This is a genomic window from Agromyces sp. SYSU T00194, assembly GCF_040496035.1.
In the GTDB taxonomy this organism is placed as follows: domain Bacteria; phylum Actinomycetota; class Actinomycetes; order Actinomycetales; family Microbacteriaceae; genus Agromyces; species Agromyces chitinivorans.
The window spans coordinates 561,861-580,237 of sequence record NZ_JBEPJZ010000001.1 but is presented as its reverse complement, the minus strand read 5'-3'; the positions used below and the strand labels follow the sequence as shown (position 1 = coordinate 580,237).

The 18,377-nt window shown below is 71.9% G+C and carries 18 protein-coding genes; 16 read left to right on the top strand and 2 right to left on the bottom strand.

Annotation, left to right across the window (positions count from 1 at the left end):
* The first annotated feature begins 12 nt into the window (after window positions 1–12).
* The 16 genes from ABZK10_RS02740 (at window position 13) to ABZK10_RS02665 (ending at window position 15,606) form a co-directional block, all read left to right on the top strand.
* The gene (locus ABZK10_RS02740) at window positions 13–894 is read left to right on the top strand and encodes an ABC transporter ATP-binding protein (protein WP_353807650.1); all 882 of its coding nucleotides are present in this window, start codon (window positions 13–15) and stop codon (window positions 892–894) included.
* Window positions 891–1,730: an ABC transporter ATP-binding protein gene (locus ABZK10_RS02735; RefSeq protein WP_353807649.1), complete on the top strand. Its 840-nt coding sequence runs from the start codon at window positions 891–893 to the stop codon at window positions 1,728–1,730. Before ABZK10_RS02740 ends, ABZK10_RS02735 begins: the two co-directional genes overlap by 4 nt.
* Window positions 1,727–2,770 (top strand): ABC transporter permease, encoded by a 1,044-nt coding sequence (locus tag ABZK10_RS02730; RefSeq protein WP_353807647.1) that lies wholly within the window; start codon window positions 1,727–1,729, stop codon window positions 2,768–2,770. The genes ABZK10_RS02735 and ABZK10_RS02730 overlap by 4 nt, the downstream gene beginning before the upstream one ends.
* 2 nt (window positions 2,771–2,772) lie before the next feature.
* The gene (locus ABZK10_RS02725) at window positions 2,773–3,636 is read left to right on the top strand and encodes an ABC transporter permease (protein ID WP_353807646.1); all 864 of its coding nucleotides are present in this window, start codon (window positions 2,773–2,775) and stop codon (window positions 3,634–3,636) included.
* 32 nt (window positions 3,637–3,668) lie between these two features.
* Window positions 3,669–4,517: a GntR family transcriptional regulator gene (locus ABZK10_RS02720; protein WP_353807645.1), complete on the top strand. Its 849-nt coding sequence runs from the start codon at window positions 3,669–3,671 to the stop codon at window positions 4,515–4,517.
* A 13-nt stretch (window positions 4,518–4,530) separates the two neighbouring features.
* Window positions 4,531–5,829: an NtaA/DmoA family FMN-dependent monooxygenase gene (locus tag ABZK10_RS02715; protein WP_353807644.1), complete on the top strand. Its 1,299-nt coding sequence runs from the start codon at window positions 4,531–4,533 to the stop codon at window positions 5,827–5,829.
* A gap of 267 nt (window positions 5,830–6,096) precedes the next feature.
* The gene (locus ABZK10_RS02710) at window positions 6,097–6,579 is read left to right on the top strand and encodes a hypothetical protein (protein ID WP_353807643.1); all 483 of its coding nucleotides are present in this window, start codon (window positions 6,097–6,099) and stop codon (window positions 6,577–6,579) included.
* Between the two features lie 166 nt (window positions 6,580–6,745).
* Entirely contained in the window at window positions 6,746–7,318 is a 573-nt protein-coding gene (locus ABZK10_RS02705; RefSeq protein WP_353807642.1) for an NADPH-dependent FMN reductase, read from the top strand.
* Window positions 7,315–7,788 (top strand): flavin reductase family protein, encoded by a 474-nt coding sequence (locus tag ABZK10_RS02700; RefSeq protein ID WP_353807641.1) that lies wholly within the window; start codon window positions 7,315–7,317, stop codon window positions 7,786–7,788. Before ABZK10_RS02705 ends, ABZK10_RS02700 begins: the two co-directional genes overlap by 4 nt.
* A complete protein-coding gene (locus tag ABZK10_RS02695; RefSeq protein ID WP_353807640.1) occupies window positions 7,789–8,628 on the top strand; it encodes an ABC transporter ATP-binding protein in 840 nt (279 codons plus the stop codon).
* Window positions 8,629–8,637: 9 nt separating this feature from the next.
* Window positions 8,638–9,645 carry an ABC transporter permease gene (locus tag ABZK10_RS02690; RefSeq protein WP_353807639.1) on the top strand — a complete coding sequence of 336 codons (1,008 nt, stop codon included), beginning with the start codon at window positions 8,638–8,640 and terminating at the stop codon, window positions 9,643–9,645.
* Between the two features lie 155 nt (window positions 9,646–9,800).
* On the top strand, window positions 9,801–10,907 hold the full coding sequence (locus tag ABZK10_RS02685; RefSeq protein ID WP_353807638.1) for an ABC transporter substrate-binding protein: 1,107 nt from the start codon (window positions 9,801–9,803) through the stop codon (window positions 10,905–10,907).
* Window positions 10,908–11,035: 128 nt separating this feature from the next.
* A complete protein-coding gene (locus ABZK10_RS02680) occupies window positions 11,036–12,202 on the top strand; it encodes an LLM class flavin-dependent oxidoreductase (RefSeq protein ID WP_353807637.1) in 1,167 nt (388 codons plus the stop codon).
* A complete protein-coding gene (locus ABZK10_RS02675) occupies window positions 12,199–12,927 on the top strand; it encodes a cysteine hydrolase family protein (RefSeq protein ID WP_353807636.1) in 729 nt (242 codons plus the stop codon). The genes ABZK10_RS02680 and ABZK10_RS02675 overlap by 4 nt, the downstream gene beginning before the upstream one ends.
* Window positions 12,924–14,261, top strand: coding sequence for an NtaA/DmoA family FMN-dependent monooxygenase (locus tag ABZK10_RS02670; RefSeq protein WP_353807635.1), 1,338 nt, complete (start codon window positions 12,924–12,926; stop codon window positions 14,259–14,261). Before ABZK10_RS02675 ends, ABZK10_RS02670 begins: the two co-directional genes overlap by 4 nt.
* Before the next feature lie 22 nt (window positions 14,262–14,283).
* On the top strand, window positions 14,284–15,606 hold the full coding sequence (locus ABZK10_RS02665; RefSeq protein WP_353807634.1) for an MFS transporter: 1,323 nt from the start codon (window positions 14,284–14,286) through the stop codon (window positions 15,604–15,606).
* A gap of 37 nt (window positions 15,607–15,643) precedes the next feature.
* On the opposite strand, the gene ABZK10_RS02660 is transcribed toward ABZK10_RS02665, so the two are convergent.
* Window positions 15,644–15,913, bottom strand: coding sequence for a DUF1876 domain-containing protein (locus tag ABZK10_RS02660; protein WP_353807633.1), 270 nt, complete (start codon window positions 15,911–15,913; stop codon window positions 15,644–15,646).
* A gap of 185 nt (window positions 15,914–16,098) precedes the next feature.
* On the bottom strand, window positions 16,099–18,270 hold the full coding sequence (locus tag ABZK10_RS02655) for a glycosyl hydrolase 53 family protein (RefSeq protein ID WP_353807632.1): 2,172 nt from the start codon (window positions 18,268–18,270) through the stop codon (window positions 16,099–16,101).
* Between the last annotated feature and the right edge of the window lie 107 nt (window positions 18,271–18,377).

Here is an 18,377-nt window from a genome sequence, read left to right as displayed (position 1 = left end):
GGACTGATCGACATGACCGAACTGCATGACTCGACCCCCGGCGCGCAGCTCGTGGTGGACGGACTGACCGTGCGCTACGGCGGGCCCACCGGCCCGGCCGCGCTCGACGACGTCTCGTTCACCCTCGAGCAGGGCTCGCGGGTCGCCCTGGTCGGCGAGTCCGGCTCGGGCAAGACGACGCTGGCACTCGCGATCGGCGGGTTCCTCACGACGTCGACGGTCGACGTGCAGTCCGGTCGATTCGAGTTCGAGGGGCGCGCGCTCTCCGCGCGCCCCTCGGGCCCGTCCCCCCTCCCGAAGCGCATCCCGGGCATCGCGATGGTGTTCCAGGACGCGATGACCTCGCTCGACCCGACGTGGACCATCGGCAGCCAGCTCCGCGCCGTGCTCCGCGGCAACGAGAAGGCGAGCCGGAAGGCGCTCGACGCCCGCGCCGCCGAGTGGCTGCGCAAGGTGCGCCTCGACGACACCGACCGCGTGCTCGCGGCCCGCCCGTACGAGCTCTCGGGTGGCATGCGACAGCGCGTGATGATGGCGCTCGCGCTCTGCGGCGACCCGCGCCTGATCATCGCCGACGAACCGACGAGCGCGCTCGACGCGTCGCTCGCCCGCTCCACCATGGACCTCCTGCTCGAACTGACCGAGGAGCGCGGCGCGAGCCTGCTCCTGGTCTCCCACGACATCCAGCTCTGTCGCGAATTCACCGAGCGGATGCTCGTGATGTACCACGGCCGCATGGTCGACAACGTCGACTCCGACGCCGCGGACCGCGAAGCGCAGCATCCGTACACCAAAGGCCTGCTGCGGTGCGTGCCGACCCTCGACAGCGTCGACTCGCCCCGACTGCCGACCCTCACCGACTACTTCGACCCCAGCACGGAGCGTGCCGCATGAGCGATCGATCCTGGCTCGACCCCACCCGCCTCGACCTCCGCATGAAGGGCGTCAGCCGCCGCTTCGGCAGCGCCTCGACCGGCCACCTCGCCGTCGACGACGTCTCGCTCGAGTTCTCCCCGCGCACGTCGATGGGCATCGTCGGCGAATCGGGCTCGGGCAAGTCGACCACGGCACGGATGCTGGTGGGCCTCGACACCCCCACGAGCGGCACGATCGACTTCAACGGCCGGTCCCTGGCCCGGATGCTGCCCTACCGGCATGTCAGTCGAGTCTTCCGCCGCGCGGTGCAGTTCGTCGGGCAGGACACGACGTCGACCTTCGACCCGCGGCACTCGCTGCTCGACTCGATCATCTACCCGACCCAGAAGCTGCACCGGAAGCGCACGAAGGACGCGGTCGCCGACGCGGACGCGCTGCTCGGGGAGCTGGGCCTCGACCCGGCGCTCGCCCGCCGCCGCCCGCACCAGGTCTCGGGCGGCCAGCGGCAGCGCTTCGCCCTGGCCCGGGCGCTCATCGTGCAGCCGAAGCTCCTCGTCTGCGACGAGGTCGTCTCGGCGCTCGACGTCTCCGTACAGGGCAGCATCCTGAACCTGCTCAAGGACTATTGCGCGAAGCACGAGGCCGGCCTGGTCTTCGTATCGCACGGGCTGCCCGCGACCGCGTTCGTCGCGGACGAGCTCGTCGTCATGTACCACGGGCGCGTCGTGGAGCGCGGCCCGTCGGCCGACGTGATCGCACGCCCGACCCACGAATACACCCGGTCGCTGCTCGACGCCTACCGCGGGCTCGGCGACGGCGGCGCGGCGACCGAGAACCGGAAGGTGGCATCGTGACGAGGTTCTGGCGACGCAACGCGTGGTGGCTGACGCGCGTGCTCCTGCTGCCGGTCAGCCTGCTGGCGTTCGCGATCGTGAGCTTCCTGCTCGTGCGATCCATCCCAGGCGACCCCGTGCTGCACGTGCTGGGCCCGAACTACACGCAGGAGGCGTACGACGCGATGCAGGCCGAGCTCGGCCTCGACGGTCCGCTCATCGCACAGCTCGGTGCGTACCTCGCCGAGCTCGCCACCGGGAGCCTCGGCACCTCGATCTCCACCGGTGCACCCGTGCTGGAGGAGTTCCTCGCCCGGCTCCCACCGACGCTCGAACTCGCGACGCTCGGCCTCGTCTCCACCCTCGTGGTGACCGCGGTGCTCGGGTACGTGGCTGTCTTCCGGCCGCGGTGGCTGCTCTCGCGCATCGTGGTCTGGTACGCCCGGGCCGCCGGGGCGATCCCCGAGTACGTGTTCGCGATCGCGGGCCTCTTCGTCTTCTACACCGTGCTCGGCTGGGCGCCGGCGCCCGTCGGCCGCATCGACTCGTCGATCTCGACGCCGCCGACCGTGACGGGCTTCCCGCTGCTCGATGCGGCGATGAGCGGCTCGTGGCCCGCGGTGGTGTCGATCCTGCAGCACTACGTCCTGCCGATCGTCGTGCTCGTGCTCGCGAACGCGCCGATCCTGCTGAAGATCCTCATCGCCGGGCTCGAGGAGGGCGTGTCGGCCGCGCCGACCCGGTTCCGCATCGCGTCGGGCGCCACGCACGGCGCGGTCGTCGCGAGCATGTTCCGTCGCGCGGCGCCGCCGGTGATCACCATGTCGGGCACGCTGTTCGGCTACCTGCTCGGCGGCGCCGTGATCCTCGAGACGCTCTTCGGGTTCGTCGGCGTCGGCCAGTACGTGGTCGCGGCGGTGAACGTGAACGACGTCATCGCGATCCAGGGCTTCCTCATGGCGGTTGCCGCCCTCACCATGATCGTCTTCCTCGCGGTCGACATCATCACCATGGTCGTCGACCCCCGCAGGCGGGCCGGCGCGAGCGTCGAAGGAGCCTGACGATGGTCACCACCCTCATCCCCGTGCGCACCGCGACCGAGCGGCCGGTCGGCCGGCGGTTCCCCACGAAGAAGCTGCTCGGCCTCATCCCGCTCGCCGTACTCGTCGTCGTCGCGGTCGTCGGCCCGCTCGTGGTGCCGTTCGACCCGACGAAGGTGGCGGGCGCCGCCTACCTGCCCCCGGGCGCCGAGCACTGGTTCGGCACCGACTCGGCGGGCCTCGACGTCTACTCGCGCACGATCGCGGCGACCGGCCTCAACGTCTTCATCGGCGTCATGGTCGCGCTGCTCGCGACGGCGATCGGCATCGTCATCGGGGTCGTGCTCGGCCTCAACGAACCGGCATCCGGCTTCCGCGGCATGGCGGCGCGCGGGCTCTCGCGGGCGGTCGACCTGCTCCAGTCGGTGCCGGCGATCCTCGTCGGAGTCGTCGCCGTCGCGTTCTACGGCGCCGAGGTGGCGAGCATCACGATCGCCGTCGCGGTCATCCTCGCGCCGATCCAGATCCGCCTCGTGCGCACCGAGACCCTCCGCGTGCGCAGCGAGGGCTATGTCGACGCCGCCCGCATCGCCGGGGCGATCGGCCCCGAGGTCGCGGTGCGGCACGTGCTGCCGAACTCGCTCGGGCCCGCGCTCCAGAACAGCTCGGTCATCTTCGGCCTCGCCGTGATCGTGACCGCGGGCCTCGGCTTCATCGGCGTCGGCCTCGCCCCGCCCACCGCGGAGTGGGGCGCGATGCTCTCCCGCGGCGCCGCCGACGCGCTCGTCGGCAACTGGTGGGCCGCCGCGTTCCCGGCGACCGCGCTCGCCCTGACCGTCGCCACCGTCGCCTGGACGATGCGCGTGCTCACCACCCCGAGCGAGTGACCCCCGAACCACCGAACGACGAGGAGCGTGACATGTCGAACCCCGCGCCACAGCAGTACGGCCGTCTCGTGCCCCTGCCCCCGATCGACGACGCCGGCCACCCGCGCTCGGTGCGCGGGGCGCGGGCGGGCCGTCGCGACTCCGCCTTCCAGGTGCACAGCACCCTGCGCGCGTTCATCCGCACCGGGGTCATCCGCACCGGGCAGGTGCTCCGCGAGGAGGACCTGATCAAGCCGCTCGGTGCCAACCGCGGCGCCGTGCGGGAGGCGCTGCAGCTCCTGGTCGACGAGGGGCTGATCGTGCGGCGGCGGCGCTCGGGCACCGTCGTGGTGCGGTCGGTCGAGGAGGTGCCGATGGACCAGATCCTCGTCGACCCGAGCCGCGCCGACGACCCGCGCTACAGCGTGCGGCGTCTCGGTGGGCGCACGCTCGACGACAACATCGACCTCGCGCAGCAGCTCGAGGCGGCTGACGGACGCGTGCGGCTGACCGAGTGGCTCGTGGAGGTGGACGGGCGCCCGGCGTGCGCGCGGACCTCGTTCGTCGCCGAGGGCCCGGCGGCCGACCGCTTCGTCGAGTACGTCGCCGACCTGCCGACCACGTTCCGCCACGTGTTCCGCGAGGAGTTCGGCGGCCTGGAGGCGACCATCGAGGCGGTCGCGCTCGAACCCCGCATGGCCTCGCTGCTCGCGGTGCCCGTCGGCTCGCCCGCCCTGATGCGCGAACTCGTGCTGAAGGACGTCGACGGCCGCATCCGCGAGATCAGCTACACCCTCTACCGCGGCGACACGTTCGCGGTGCGCACGGCCACCAGCGCAGCGGATGCGCCGGAGCCGACCCCGTTCAGCGACCTCGGCGGCACGCCGGGTTCCGAACCCTGATAAGGAGAAACACATGTCCCAGTTCCATCTCGGATGGTTCCTGAGCTTCCGACCGCCGGTCTGGAACAACCCGTACTCGGACGGCCCCGAGGGCGCCGACTGGACCGACGGCCAGTTCTACGTCGACATGGCCCGCGCCCTCGAGCGGGCGGGCTTCGACTACATGATGTTCGAGGACTCGTCGATGGTGTCCGACATCTACGCGGGCACCCACGAGGCCGACCTCAAGCACTCGCTGTACGCGCCGAAGCACGACCCCGTGCTCCTGGCGCCGCTGCTGGCCGCTGCGACCGAGCACCTCGGCATCATCACCACCGCGTCGACGACGTTCTACCCGCCGTTCCTGCTCGCGCGGGCGATGTCGACCCTCTCGCACCTCTCCGACGGCCGCATCGGCTGGAACATGGTGACCTCGAGCGAGGACCGCGCCGCGCAGAACTACGGCCTCGAGACCCTGCCCGACCACGACGAGCGCTACGACCGCGCCGACGAGTACGTCGACGTCGTCAAGGGCCTCTGGAACACCTGGGACCCCGACGCCGTCGTGATGGACCGCGAGACCGGCGTCTACGTCGACCACACGAAGGTGCGCACGCTCGACCACGAGGGCACGTACCAGTCGGTGCGCGGGCCGCTCAACACGCTGCCGCCGTACAGCGGTCAGCCCGTGCTGTGCCAGGCGGGCGCGAGCGCCCGCGGCAAGGACTTCGCGGCGCGCAACGCCGACACGATCCTCGCCTCGGCGCACGGCCCGGCGGCGATGAAGGCGTTCCGCGACGACATCCGCGCCCGCATGGAGAAGTTCGGTCGCGACCCCGACAGCATGAAGATCATGTTCATCGTCACGCCGATCCTCGGCGAGTCCGAGAAGGAGGTGCGCGCGCTCACCGAGCTCGCCGAGCGCCCCGACGACGTGCGCGTCGAGGCGACGCTGGGACACCTCAGCTCGCTGACCGAGAACGACTTCTCGACCTACGACCTCGACGCCATCGTGCCCGAGGTCACCACCAACGGCCACCGCAGCACGCTCGAGAGCTTCCTCGCCCGTGGGCAGGGCAAGACGCTGCGGCAGATCGCCTCGGAGTGGAACCTCAACTGCGTCGACCTCGTGGGCACCCCCGAGTCGGTCGCGCAGAAGATGGGCGACGTGATGGAGGAGGTCGGCGGCGACGGGTTCCTCCTCACCGGGCAGCTGAGCCGACGCCACATCAGCCACATCACCGAGGGGCTCGTGCCCGCGCTGCAGGCGAAGGGCCTCGTGCGCACCGAGTACACGGGGTCGACGCTGCGTGAGAACCTCATGGCGTTCTGACGCGGTCGGCGCCGGGCGGGCAGCATCCGCCGCCCGCCCGGCGCCCCACGCTCCCCACTCGCACGCCCGGCGCCCACCCGAGAACATGCAGATTCGGCCGTTCCTCCGCGAGAGCATGCAGACACGCCGCGGTTCCACCGGCGTTGCATGTTTTCGGGAGACCGGCCGCGCGGACGTCGATCGCGTCGAGCCGGCGCGCGGGAGCGCAACCGTCGTAGAAGCGGGCGGCGAAATCATCGCGAAACACCGCCCGCTTAGCCTGACCTCATGACGGCACCACCGCGCTCCATCGAGGTGGAGCCGGCCAGGAGCCGGTTCCCCGACGACTCCGTCGAGGCCGCGATGCTGCGTGCGCTGGGCGCGCAGCTCGGTACGCCGCTGATCCCGGCGAGCATCACGGTCGACGAGCAGACGCGGTTCGAGGTCGAGGGGGCGGCGACCGATGGCAGCGTGTTCGTGCAACTCGTGGGCAACACGGGGGAGTTCAAGTCGGCGCACCGCAACCGGGTCACGGCGAACCTGTTCAAGCTTGCGTGGGTGAAGCAGGCGCTCTTCCCCGGGGCGCGGCTCGCGCTCTGCATCACGCCGACGGTCGCGAAGGCGTTCGTGCCGAACGGGTGGACCACGGTCGCCACCCGCGACCTCGGCGTCGAGGTGCTGCTGTACGACGTGGACAGCGACACCATAGAGACACTCCACGACGGCGAGCCGAACCCGGCACCCAGCGCCGCGACCCCGCCAGCCCCGTGAGTTCATGAGCACGAAACACGACGGCGAGAATCGCGAAACAACCCCCGCCTACAGTCGAACCCAGTTGGACCTCCGCAGGGCACATCGCACCGGCACTCGCCGCACCGATTCGCCCCGCACGCTCTCCACACACACCAGAACCATGGATTGAGTCGTGGAGGCTCCAATGCATTCGATCGTCGTACTCTCCGGCAACCCCAGAGCCGGATCCAAGACCACGGCAACGGCCCAGGCCCTCGCCGAGGCCATCAGCACGGCCACCCAAGCCGACCCCGCAATCGAGACCATCGAACTCGCCGACCTCGGCGGCGCGGTGCTCGAGTGGGGCAACGCCGACGCCCAGGCCAAGCGCGAGCTCGTCGCATCCGCCGCCCTCGTCATCGTCGCCACTCCCTCCTACAAGGGCAGCTACACGGGCCTGCTCAAGGGCTTCATCGACGGTTACGGCCCCACCTCGCTCGCGGGGGTCGCCGCGCTGCCCGTCACGGTCGCCGGCTCCCCGGCCCACGCGCACATCACGGGCGAGTTCCACCTCACTCCGCTCATGCACGAGGTCGGCGCGTCCACCCCGCTCGGCGCGCTCGGCCTGCTCGAGGCGCAGGCCGCCGACCCCGAGGCCCGCGACACAGCCATCAACAGCTGGGTCAGCGAGCGGATGCCCCTGATCCGCGCCCTCGCCCAAGCGAGCGCAGCAACCACGAACGAACCGGCGACCCCCGCCGAGGAGGTGCAGGCATGACCATGACGGCCCCCGACCCGCTGCGCCGCGCACTCGGCCACATGGCCACCCCGGTCACCCTCGTGACCACCGTGCACGACGGCCGCCAGTACGGCTTCACCGCGAACAGCTTCACGTCGGTCTCGAGCAACCCGCCGCTCGTGACGGTGTTCCTCGCCGACACGGCCGACTGCTACGGCGCGTTCGCGGCCACCGAGCAGGTGGCGGTGAACATCCTCGCCGAGGGGCAGGGCGACCTCGCGAAGCACTTCGCGACCAAGGGCGCCGACAAGTTCGCCGCGGTCGACCTGCACCCCGACCACGACCACGTGCCGGTCGTCGCCGACGCGATGGCGACCATTCTCGGCCGGGTTGAGCTGCGCCAGACCGCCGGCGACCACCTCATGCTGCTCATCGCCGTCGACGACGTGATCCACAGCGACCGCGAACCACTCGTCTACCACAACCGCACCTTCAGGAGGCTGGTCTAGATGGCCCCGCACGATCTGTCCGCACCCGCGATCCGCATCGACGGGGCCCGCAAGGTCTACGGCACCGGCAGCACCCGCATGGTCGCCCTGCACGACGTCGAGCTCGACATCCCCGCGGGCCGGTTCGTCAGCGTCATCGGGCCGAGCGGATGCGGCAAGTCGACGCTGCTCCGACTCATCGCGAACCTCGAGGCGACGGATGCCGGCAGCGTCGAGGTGTTCGGCGAGTCGCCGGCCGCCGCCTGCGACGGCAAGCACATCGGCTTCGTGCCGCAGACGCCGGCGCTGCTGCCCTGGCTGAACGTGCTGCACAACGTGACGCTGCCGCACCGCGTGAACCGTCGCGCGTCGAGGAAGCGCAAGGAGGGGGCATCGGCCGCCCGCCCCATGCCCGACATGGAGCAGCTGCTGCGCGATGTCGGCCTCGGCGACGCCATGCACAAGCTGCCGCCCGAGCTCAGCGGCGGCATGCAGCAGCGCGTCGCGATCGTGCGTGCGCTCGGCCTGCAGCCCGACGTGCTGCTCATGGACGAGCCGTTCTCGGCGCTCGACGAGTTCACGCGCGAGTCGCTGCAGGGGCAGCTGCTCGACCTGTGGGACGACACCACCGCCACGGTCGTGTTCGTCACCCACTCGGTCACCGAGGCCGTGCGCCTCAGCGACCAGGTGGTCGTGATGGCGCCCCGCCCCGGACGCATCGTCGACGTGATCGACGTCGACCTGCCTCGTCCGCGGAGCGCCGAGCTCCTCACGAGCGACGCCTTCCACCACTACGAAGACCTGATCCGCGAGCGCCTCCAGTCGGCCTGGCACTCGCCCGACCTGCCGAACGCCGCCTAGGAGCAGAGGATGACCACCATCGACACCTCCACGCCCCGCATGGACGACCAGCCCGCCCAGCCGAAGACCGCAGCGCAGACGGATGCCACGAGTGAGACGTCTGCCACGAGCTCGGCCGCCCCCGAGGCATCCGCCGCTTCCGCAGCATCCGTCGCCGCCGGCACCGACCCCGCCAACCCGGCACCCGCCGCGACCGCGGCCGCCGCCTCCTCCGATGCCGCCGCCGACGGCACCGCCCGGAAGCTCCCGAAGTTCCTCCGCCCGAGCCGCTGGGCGCCGATCACGCTCATGGTGCTCGCCCTCGGCGTGCTCTGGCAGATCGGCGCCGAGCAGATGCCGTACCTGCTGCCCCCGCTGCAGGACATCTGGCGCACCCTCAGCGGCAACCCGCTCTTCTACGTCGAGAACGCCTGGATCACCCTGCAGGAGGCGCTGATCGGGCTCGTCATCGCGTTCGCCTGCTCGTCGGTGCTCGCGATCGCGATCAGCGAGGTGCCGCTCATCCGCCGGGCCGTCATGCCGGTCGCGGTCGTGCTGAACGTCACGCCGCTCGTCGCGATCGCACCGGCGCTCGTCGTGGCCTTCGGGTTCGGGCCCGAGCCGAAGCTCATCGTCACCGCGCTGATCTGCTTCTTCCCGATCCTCATCAACGTGGCCGTGGGCCTCAGGTCGGTGCCGACGCCGGTGCTGCAGTTCTACCGCACGGTCAACGCCTCGCGCGCCGAGATGCTCTGGCACGTGCGCGTGCCGAGCGCGCTGCCGTTCCTGTTCGCCGCGTTGAAGATCGTCTTCCCGCTGTCGATCGTCGGCGCGGTCGTCGCCGAGATGTTCGCCCCCGGCGCGGCCGAGGGCCTCGGCACCACGATCAGCCTGGCCAGCTCGAACAACCAGCTCCAGGTCATCTACGCCTCGATCGCCATCCTCGCGCTCATGGGCGCGAGCCTGCTCGCGATCGTCAACGCCGTCGAGCGGCGCGTCCTGCACTGGCACGAGACGCACCGCCACGAACCGGAGTAGGCCACCGCCCGCTCCGGGGCCCGCACCGGGCATCACCGCACCGTTCCGCACCACTCACGCACCACCACTCCCTGCACCGCACCGCCCGCGTCGCCGCGTCCCGTGGACGAACGCGCCCTTCGCGCACCCCGCGCACACCCCCGAAGGAGAATCACATGTCACGTCGAACCGTCACCCGCGCCGGCATCGCGCTGGCCGGCGCCACCGCGGCGCTCGTCGCGCTCGCCGGCTGCGCCACCGAGGAGAGCGCCGCCGACGACACCGCCGACTCGGGCACCGCGGCCATCTCGGCCGAGCGCTGCGCCGAGAACGAGGCCGCCGGCAGCATCACCTTCCTCACCGGCTACCAGTACCAGGCGTCCGCGTCGATCCTCGACGTCGTCGCCGCCGAGGAGCTCGGCTACTTCGACGACCTCTGCCTCGACCTGGAGATCCAGCCGGGCACCGGCGACACCGGGCAGAACACGCAGCTCGTGGCATCCGACCAGGTGCAGTTCACCTCGGTCAGCCAGCAGAACCTGCTGCAGGCCTACGACACCGGCATCGAGCTCGTCGGCATCTCGTCGTACTCGAACGTCGGCCTCGAGATCCTCATGACGATGCCCGACATCGAGGACCTCTCCGACCTCGACGGCACCATCCTCGGCCACAAGGGCGGGCTGCCGCCGGCCGTGCAGGCCATGCTCGACGAGGCGGGCGCCGACGTCGACAGCATGCAGCAGGTCGTGGTCGGCTACGACCCGTCGATCCTGCCGCGCGGCCAGGTCGACTCGCTCACCGGCTTCATCTCGAACGAGCCGAACCTGCTCGCCGCGGCCGGCGAGGACGTCACCGTGTGGCGCCCCTACGACTACGGCGTGCCGTCGTCGCTCGGCGCGTTCGCCGCGAACCCCGAGTTCGCCGCGGAGTTCCCGACCGTGGTCGAGGACTTCCTGCGGGCCACGTTCCACGCCTTCGAGTACTGCGAGGACAACGCCGAGGAGTGCGTCGGGTTCACCGCCGAGCTCTCGGGCGAGGGCTACGACGTCGACCACAACGTGAACATCTGGAACACCGAGGCCGCCATCGTGCGCGAGTCGCAGCCCGAGGGTGCCGCCCTCGGCGCGATCGACACCGAGAACGTGGTCGCGATCGTCGACATGCTGAACGACTACTCGCTGCTCGCGAACGACCTCCCCGAGGACGTCGCGCTCGGCCTGTTCGACACCTCCTTCGTCGAGGCGATCTCCGCCGACGGCGAGCTGGTCTGGCCCGCGCCGTAAGGCGCGAGGTGAGCGGATGCCCCGGGCCGGTCACGACCGGCGGGCACCGGATGCAGTCGCCGGGCGTGCGGCCCGGGGCATCCGCCACCACCCCCTACTTGAAGCACGAACGAACAGGAGCCATCACGATGGGTGAGCACAAGGACTACGGCGTCTTCCTGCCGAACGCGGCCGGCGGCTGGATGATCTCGAGCACGGCGCCGTACCCGCCCGCGAGCTACGACTACAACCGCCGGGTGGCACGCCTCGCCGAGGACGCCGGGCTCGACTTCATCATGGCGATGGCGAAGTGGCGCGGATTCGGCGGCAGCACCGACCACTGGGGCGAGACGCTCGAGTCGATGACGATGATGGCCGGCCTCGCCGAGGCGACCTCGCGCGTCAAGGTCTGGGCGACCGTGCACGCCAACATGCAGAACCCCGCGTTCGCGGCGAAGGTGTTCACCACGCTGCAGCAGATCAGCGGCGGGCGCGCCGGCATGAACATCGTCAACGGCGCGTACGCCGACGAGTTCCAGCAGATGGGCATCTGGGACGAGACGATGAGCCACGACGACCGCTACGCCATGACCGAGGAGTGGACCCAGGCCGTGCTGCGCCTCTGGTCGGAGCCGTCGGTCACCATGAACGGCAGGTTCTTCACGCTCACCGACTGCGAGTCCAGGCCGCTGCCCGACCCGCGCCCCACCATCATCTCCGCCGGTCGCTCCGACCGGGGCCGGGCGTTCCAGGCCGAGTACTCCGACGGCGCCTTCCTCGGCGCCGAGACCCTCGAGGGCATGCGCGACCTCTCGCGCGACGTGCACGAGCGCGCCGCCGCCAACGGCCGCACCGTGCGCACCTACTCGATGATGACCATCGTGCAGGGCGACACCGACGCCGAGGCCGAGGCGACCGCCGAGCGCTACGGCGAGGGGCTCGACCGCGAGGCACTGTCGAACATGCGCCGCTCGTGGGGGTGGGACGCGCAGCGCGCGCTCTCCTGGGCCGAGGGCGCGAAGGGCGAGGAGGCGTTCCAGACGCCGTACGTGACCGGGTCGGCCGAGACGCTCAGCGAGAAGGTGCTCGACATTCTCGAGCGCGCCGAGCTCGACGGGCTCATGCTGATCTTCCCCGACTACCTCGAGGGGCTGCCGCGCTTCGGCGAGTCGGTGCTGCCCGCGCTGCGGGCGGCCGAGGGCGGTTCGGCTGGGGCCGGGACTGGGGCGACGGATGCTGCTGGGGCGACGGATGCCGCTGAGTCGACGGATGCCGCTGAGCCGGCCGCCGCCGCGGAGACCGAGGTCGCATCGTGACCGACCTGCTCCACCGCCAGCTCGGGGCGCTGCGTCCCGACGCCGGCGCCCTGCTCGTGATCGACGTGCAGCGCTCGTTCGGCGACCCGGCGCTCCTCGGGGGCTACGGGCTCGACGAGGCCGCCTCCGCGCACGTCGCCGCCGCCGTCGAGCGGTGCGCCGACCTGGTCGGGGCCGCGCGGTCGGCCGGCGTGCCCGTGTACTGGATCGAGCTCGCGACCCCGGCCGATGAGCCGTGGAAGGCGAGCAAGTGGCTGCGCTCGGGCTCGCTGTCGGAGCCGGTCGGCGACGATGAGCCGTGCGTCATCGGCACGCCCGGCGCCGAGTGGTACGGGGTCGCGCCCGCCGAGGGCGAGCCGCGGTTCGGCAAGCGCGGGTACAGCGGGTTCCTCGGCACCGGCCTCGCCGAACGGCTCACCGCCGACGGCGTCGAGTGGGTGGCCGTCGCCGGCCTCACCACCGAGTGCTGCGTGGCCGCGACCGCGACCGACGCACTCCAGCTCGGCTGGCCCGTCGTGCTCGCCGAGGACGCGACCGCTGCGTACTCGCTGGAGCTGCACGCGGCGGCCGTGGAGTCGCTCGCGCTGAACGTCGCCGTGATCGGCGACGTGGCGACCGTCGCCGACGTGTGGGCGGGCGGTGCAGCGGTGCCGGTCGCGCCCGAGGCAGCCGCTGCTCAGGAGGCATCCGTCACCACCGCACCCGCCGACGGGGTCGTCGCATGAGCGGCGGGATGCACGTCGCGTTCGACCTGTCGTTCACGCACACCGAAGGGCGCTGGGCCCGTGCCGGATCGTGGGTCGGGCGCACCTTCCCGGACGTGCGGATGTTCCAGGAGATCGCCGTGACCGCCGAGCGCGCGGGCATGCACCTGCTGTTCTTCGGCGACGGCAGCGGCATACCCGACACCTGGGGCGGCTCGATCGCGCCCGCCGTGGAGTGGGGCGTGCAGTGGCCGCGCCAGGACATGAGCCCGTTCATCGCGGCGATGGCCGGCGCGACGAGCGACATCGGCTTCGGGCTGACGTATTCCTCGACGTTCATGCACCCGTTCTACGTGGCCCGCCTGCTGAACTCGCTCGACCACGTGACCGGCGGGCGCATCGCGTTCAACGTCGTCGCGTCGAGCCGCAGCGCCGACGCCGCGAACTACGGATTCGACCAGCTGCTCGAGCACGGCCTGCGCTACGAGCGCATGGAGGAGTTCATCGACGTCTGCAAGGCGCTGTGGGACTCGGTGCCGCCCGAGGCGATCGTGATGGACCGCGAGACCGGCCGGTTCGCCGACCCGGCGCTGGTGTCGGCGATCGACCACGAGGGCGCGTTCTTCAAGGTGAAGGGGCCGCTGAGTTCGATGCCGAGTCCGCAGGGGCACCCGGTGCTCGTGCAGGCGGGCAACTCGCCCCGCGGCATCGCGACGTCGGCGAAGTTCGCCGACGTGATCTTCGGGTTCGGAGGGCCGCTGTCGGCGCAGCAGCGCCACCGGCGCCTGCTCGACGAGGCGCTCGTGGCCGAGGGGCGCGACCCGTCGGGCGTGGGCATCCTCTGGGCGACGCAGGTCATCGTCGGCCGCACCCACGAGGAGGCGCTCGCGCGCCGCGACGAGGTGGAGGAGTTCTGGAGCGAGGACGCCGTGGGCGCCTACCTCTCGCACAACGCCGGGTACGACTTCTCGGGGCTGCCCGCGACGATCGTGCTCGGGGAACTCGCGGAGTCGGTCGCGGCTGCGCATGCGACGCCGGGTGGGCTCGTCGGCAAGCTCGTCGACGAGTTCGGCGCCGACCACGCGATGAGTCGCGCGGAGTTCTTCGAGCACGGCTGGCAGCACGCCACCGGGCTCGACCACACGGTGCTCGGCACGCCGGCGTCGATCGCCGACGCGCTGGAGGAGAACTTCGCCGCGACCGGGTCGCGCGGCGGCTACATGTTCACGACGCCGTTGCCGACACCGTCGGGCCTCGCCGACATCGCCGAGCTGCTCGTGCCCGAGCTCGCCCGCCGCGGGGCGCTCGCGCCGCGCACGTCGGGTGCGCTGCTGCGCGAGAACCTGGCGGCGTAGGCGTGCCGGGCCGAGTGGCGGCATGAGTCGGATGCGGGTGGGCCGGCCGCGCGCCGCGGGCGGCGCCGGTGCGGATGACGCCTCGGCATCGCCCGCATCGGCCACGGCCGCTGGGCCCGGCATGGGCCAGGCGCTCCTGATCTGCGCGCTGATCGGCACCGCGCAGATGACGTGGGGCGTGGTCGTTCCCGTGCTGCCGCTCTTCGTCGACGACCTGGCGGTGCCGGTGGTGCTGCTCGGCCCGATCATCGCCGCCTTCGCGATCGGCCGCGTGATCGCGAACGTGCCCGCGGGGCTCGCGCTGCGCCGGCTGCCGGCGCGACCGATGGTGCTGACGGTGCTCGTGCTGCTCGCCGCGGTGACCGCGGTGACCGGGTTCGTCGGGTCGGCCTCGTGGCTGATCGGGCTGCGTCTGAGCGCGGGGCTGCTCGGCGGCGCGGCGATCACGCTCGGCTTCGCGGTGCTGTTCGCGGGGGCGCCGGCTGCGCGCCGTGGTCGCATCATCGCGATGGCGACGATCGTGCAGATGGGCGCGGCCGCCGTCGGCTCGATGCTCGGCGGCGTCGCGGTCACGCTCGGCGGGGTGCCTGCCGCGTTCCTGGCGGCCGCCGTGCCCGTGCTCGTCGCGGTCGGCATCGACCTCGTGCGCCCGGCGCGCGGCTACTGGGCGGCGCTCGCTGCGCCGGCGACCGACGCATCGCCCGCGGAGGCCACGGACATCGCGGATGATGCCGACGGGCCCGCGTCCACGCCTGAGGCATCCGTCTCCTCTGCGCCCGCGCGCCCAGCGGATACGCGCCGCGTCCTGGTCGCGCTCGCGGTCGTGTCGTTCGCCCTCTTCTTCGCGCGGTTCGCGGGGGAGCAGGGGCTGATCCCGGTGCTCGCGTACGAGGTCGGCGGACTCACGCCCATGACGCTCGGCATCGCGTTCGCGCTCGGCACGGTCGCGAGCGCCGGGGCGTTGCCGCTCGTCGGACGATGGGTCGACGGGGGCGCGAAGGTGCCGGTGGTGATCGTCTCCGCGCTCGGCGCGGGCGGGGTGATGCTCCTGTTCGGCGTGCTCGGCTCGCCATGGTGGTTCGGCGCGGCGATCGTCGGCTACGCCGTCGCCACGAGCCTCGCGAACGTCGTGCCGAGCGTCGTGACAGCCGAGGCGTTCCCCGGCCGGTCGTCCGGCGCCGCGGTCGGCGTCACCCGCACCGCGGGCGACATCGGCGCCGCCGTCGGCCCGCTCGCGGTGTTCGCGCTCGCCGATCTCGCCGGCGCCTGGGCCGGACTCGCGCTGCTCGCCGCCGTGCCGATCGCGGCGATGGCGTGGTTCCTCCTGGTGCTGCGCCGCCGCTGACACGCCCTCCGCGGGACGTGTGCCGGCGGCGCCCGCGTCAGCGGTGCACGTGCGCCGGCTCGCCCGTGAGGTTCGTGATGTCTCGCTCGGTCGTGTGCAGCAGCCGCTCGGAGAGGTCGCGCAGCGCGCGGGCGACCGCGAGTTCGTCGCCGATCGCGGGCACGTCCGGGTCGAGCGGATTCCGCGCGGCCTTGCCGCTGCCGGTGACCTCGCGTCCCGATGGGGTGAGGATGCTGGCGAGTGCGGTCGTGCTGTCTTCTTCTTCGTCGATCTCGACGGTGACGTCCCAGAGCTTCGTCGCGTGCATGGAACTCACCACCTTTCCGTGTGTGGTTCCTCCTCCAGCGTAGCCACGCCCGGTGCGACCCGCCAGAGCCGCGGAGCGCCCCGGCCGGCAGTGGGCACATGCAGGTTCGACGGACGGCGGCGGAGGCAAGCAGACACGCCGACCTTCGGCGCGAAGCGCTTGCCTCCGCCGCATGCGGGCCGTGGCTACGCCACCGGCGCCAGCCTCCTCACCGCCTTCTCGACGAGCTTCGTCGCCTGCTTGATGTCCTTCGCCGACGCCGCGGACCCGGCGAGCACGACCGCCCCGATGGCGGTCGCCTCGTCGAGGGTTGCGAGCGAGGCAGCCGTGAACTGCGAGCGGTCGACGGATGCCGCGGAGTCGAGCGCGGCCGCCAGCCCCGACGTGTCGACCGGCTCGGCGCCCGTCGCGGGCACGAGCCGCACGTCGTCGACGACGCCCCACGCGCCGGCCGACAGGGCGAACGTCGCCGCGATCGCGACGACGCCGTCGGCGCCGACGGTGACGGGCACCGATGCGGTGTGCCGCGCGTTCCACACGGTGAAATCGAGCGGCGCCGACACCGTGCCCGCTGATGTCGTCGCCGACAGCTCGCGCACGTCGGTCGCGGGCGAGTTGGTGCCCTGCGTGGTGGCCAGCAGCACGTAGTCGCCCGCGGGTACGCCCGTGAGGTGCTGCGCGACGGATGCCTCGTACGCCGAGCCGCTCCAGAACGTGACGGCGTAGTCGCCGTCCGATCCGTCGGCGGTCTCGGTGCGTGCGGCCGGGCCGGTGAGCGTCCAGTCGCCCAGGTCGGCCGACTCGAACGAGCCGTTGGCGACGAGGTTCGGCGCGCGCACCTCGACCTCGGCGACGACGTCGATGCCGGCATCCGTCGCGCCCGGGATCTCGAACGACCCCGGCCCGCGGACCCAGTCCAGGGCGGACGACCACGCGACCGGCGCGTCCTCGACGCGTCCGTCGTTCCAGGTCACGGCCACGGTCGCGGGCAACTCGACGGGGTCGCCGTCGGCCACCTGCAGCGACACCCGCTCGACGGACACGACCTCGAGCGGCGCCGCCGCGCCGGTGTAGACGTACTCGAAGGTGCGCAGCGACTCGAGGGGCGTGCCGTCCCACGCGAACAGCGACTGGTTGTCCCACGCCGAGCCGCCGTACCACTCGCCGACGTGCACGGGGTCGTAGGCGGATGCCGCGGAGGTCGCCCAGCCCGACCCGAACTGCTCCCAGAGCAGCGCGTTCGCGTCGTACTCGGTCGGCGGTCCGACGGGCAGCCACGCCGGCTCCCAGTAGTAGACGCCGAGCCCGGCGTCGCCGACCGCGGCGACCGCCGCGATCACGTCGCGCAGCTCGGTCGCCTGGCCCTGCACGCTCGCCGGGTAGGCGTCGCCGATCGTGCCCGACCCGATCACGTTCGAGAACCCGTCCCCGTCGTCGAGGGTGTGCGCCCACGACGTCTCGGCGACCATGACCTGCTTGCCGTACGTCGTCGCGATGCTCGACAGCACGCTCGTCAGGTTCTCGGTCGAGCCGTGCCAGTACGGGTAGTACGAACTCGCGAACACGTCGTAGTCGACGCCGAACGCATCGAGCCCGGCGGCGTAGGTGCCATAGCGGCCGGATGTCTCGGGGTTCGTGAAGTGCACCGCGACGAGCGCGTCGGGCAGCACCTCGCGCACCGCGGACGTGCCCGCCTGCAGCAGTGCGGCGAAGGTCGCATCGATCTCACGGCCGGGGCGCGTGTAGCCCGCGATGGCGTTGTTCGTCTCATTGCCGACCTGCACCATCGTCACGTCGACGCCCGCGGTGTCGAACCGCTGCAGCGCGTCGACGGTGAAGTCGTGCAGCGCGGTCGCCGTCTCGGCGGGCGTCAGCCCGGCCCACGCCTTCGGCGCGAGCTGGCGACCGGGGTCGGCCCAGAAGTCGCTGTAGTGGAAGTCGACCAGCACGCCGAGGCCCGCGGCCGTCGCGCGCTCGCCGATCTCGATGGCGCGGTCGACGTCGACCGTCCCGCCGCCGTAGCCCCGGCCGTCGGCGTCGTACGGGTCGTTCCAGACGCGCACCCGCACGCTGTTCACGCCGTGGTCGGCGAGCACGTCGAACAGGTCGGCCGGCTGTCCCGCGTCGTCGCGGAACGCCACGCCGCTCTCCTCGAGCGACAGCACGGTCGACACGTCCACGCCGTGCACGAAGTCGGGGGAGAGCCCCTCGACCGCGTTCACGAAGATCCCTGCATCGACCGGACCGTCGCCCGGCTCGGCGGCGAGCGCCGCCCCGGCGCCCACGGGTACGGCGAGCGTCGCCGCGAGTGCCGCGGCGAGTGCCGCGGCACCCCTCCTCATCCTGCGAATGCGCACGTTCCCTTCCTCTCGGTTGGTGCAGCGCGCCCGCTCCGAGGGGAACCGCGTCGCTGCGGTGGGCCGCCCGGCCCGGTCGGGCGGACGGGTGGTGCTGGTGGTGCTGG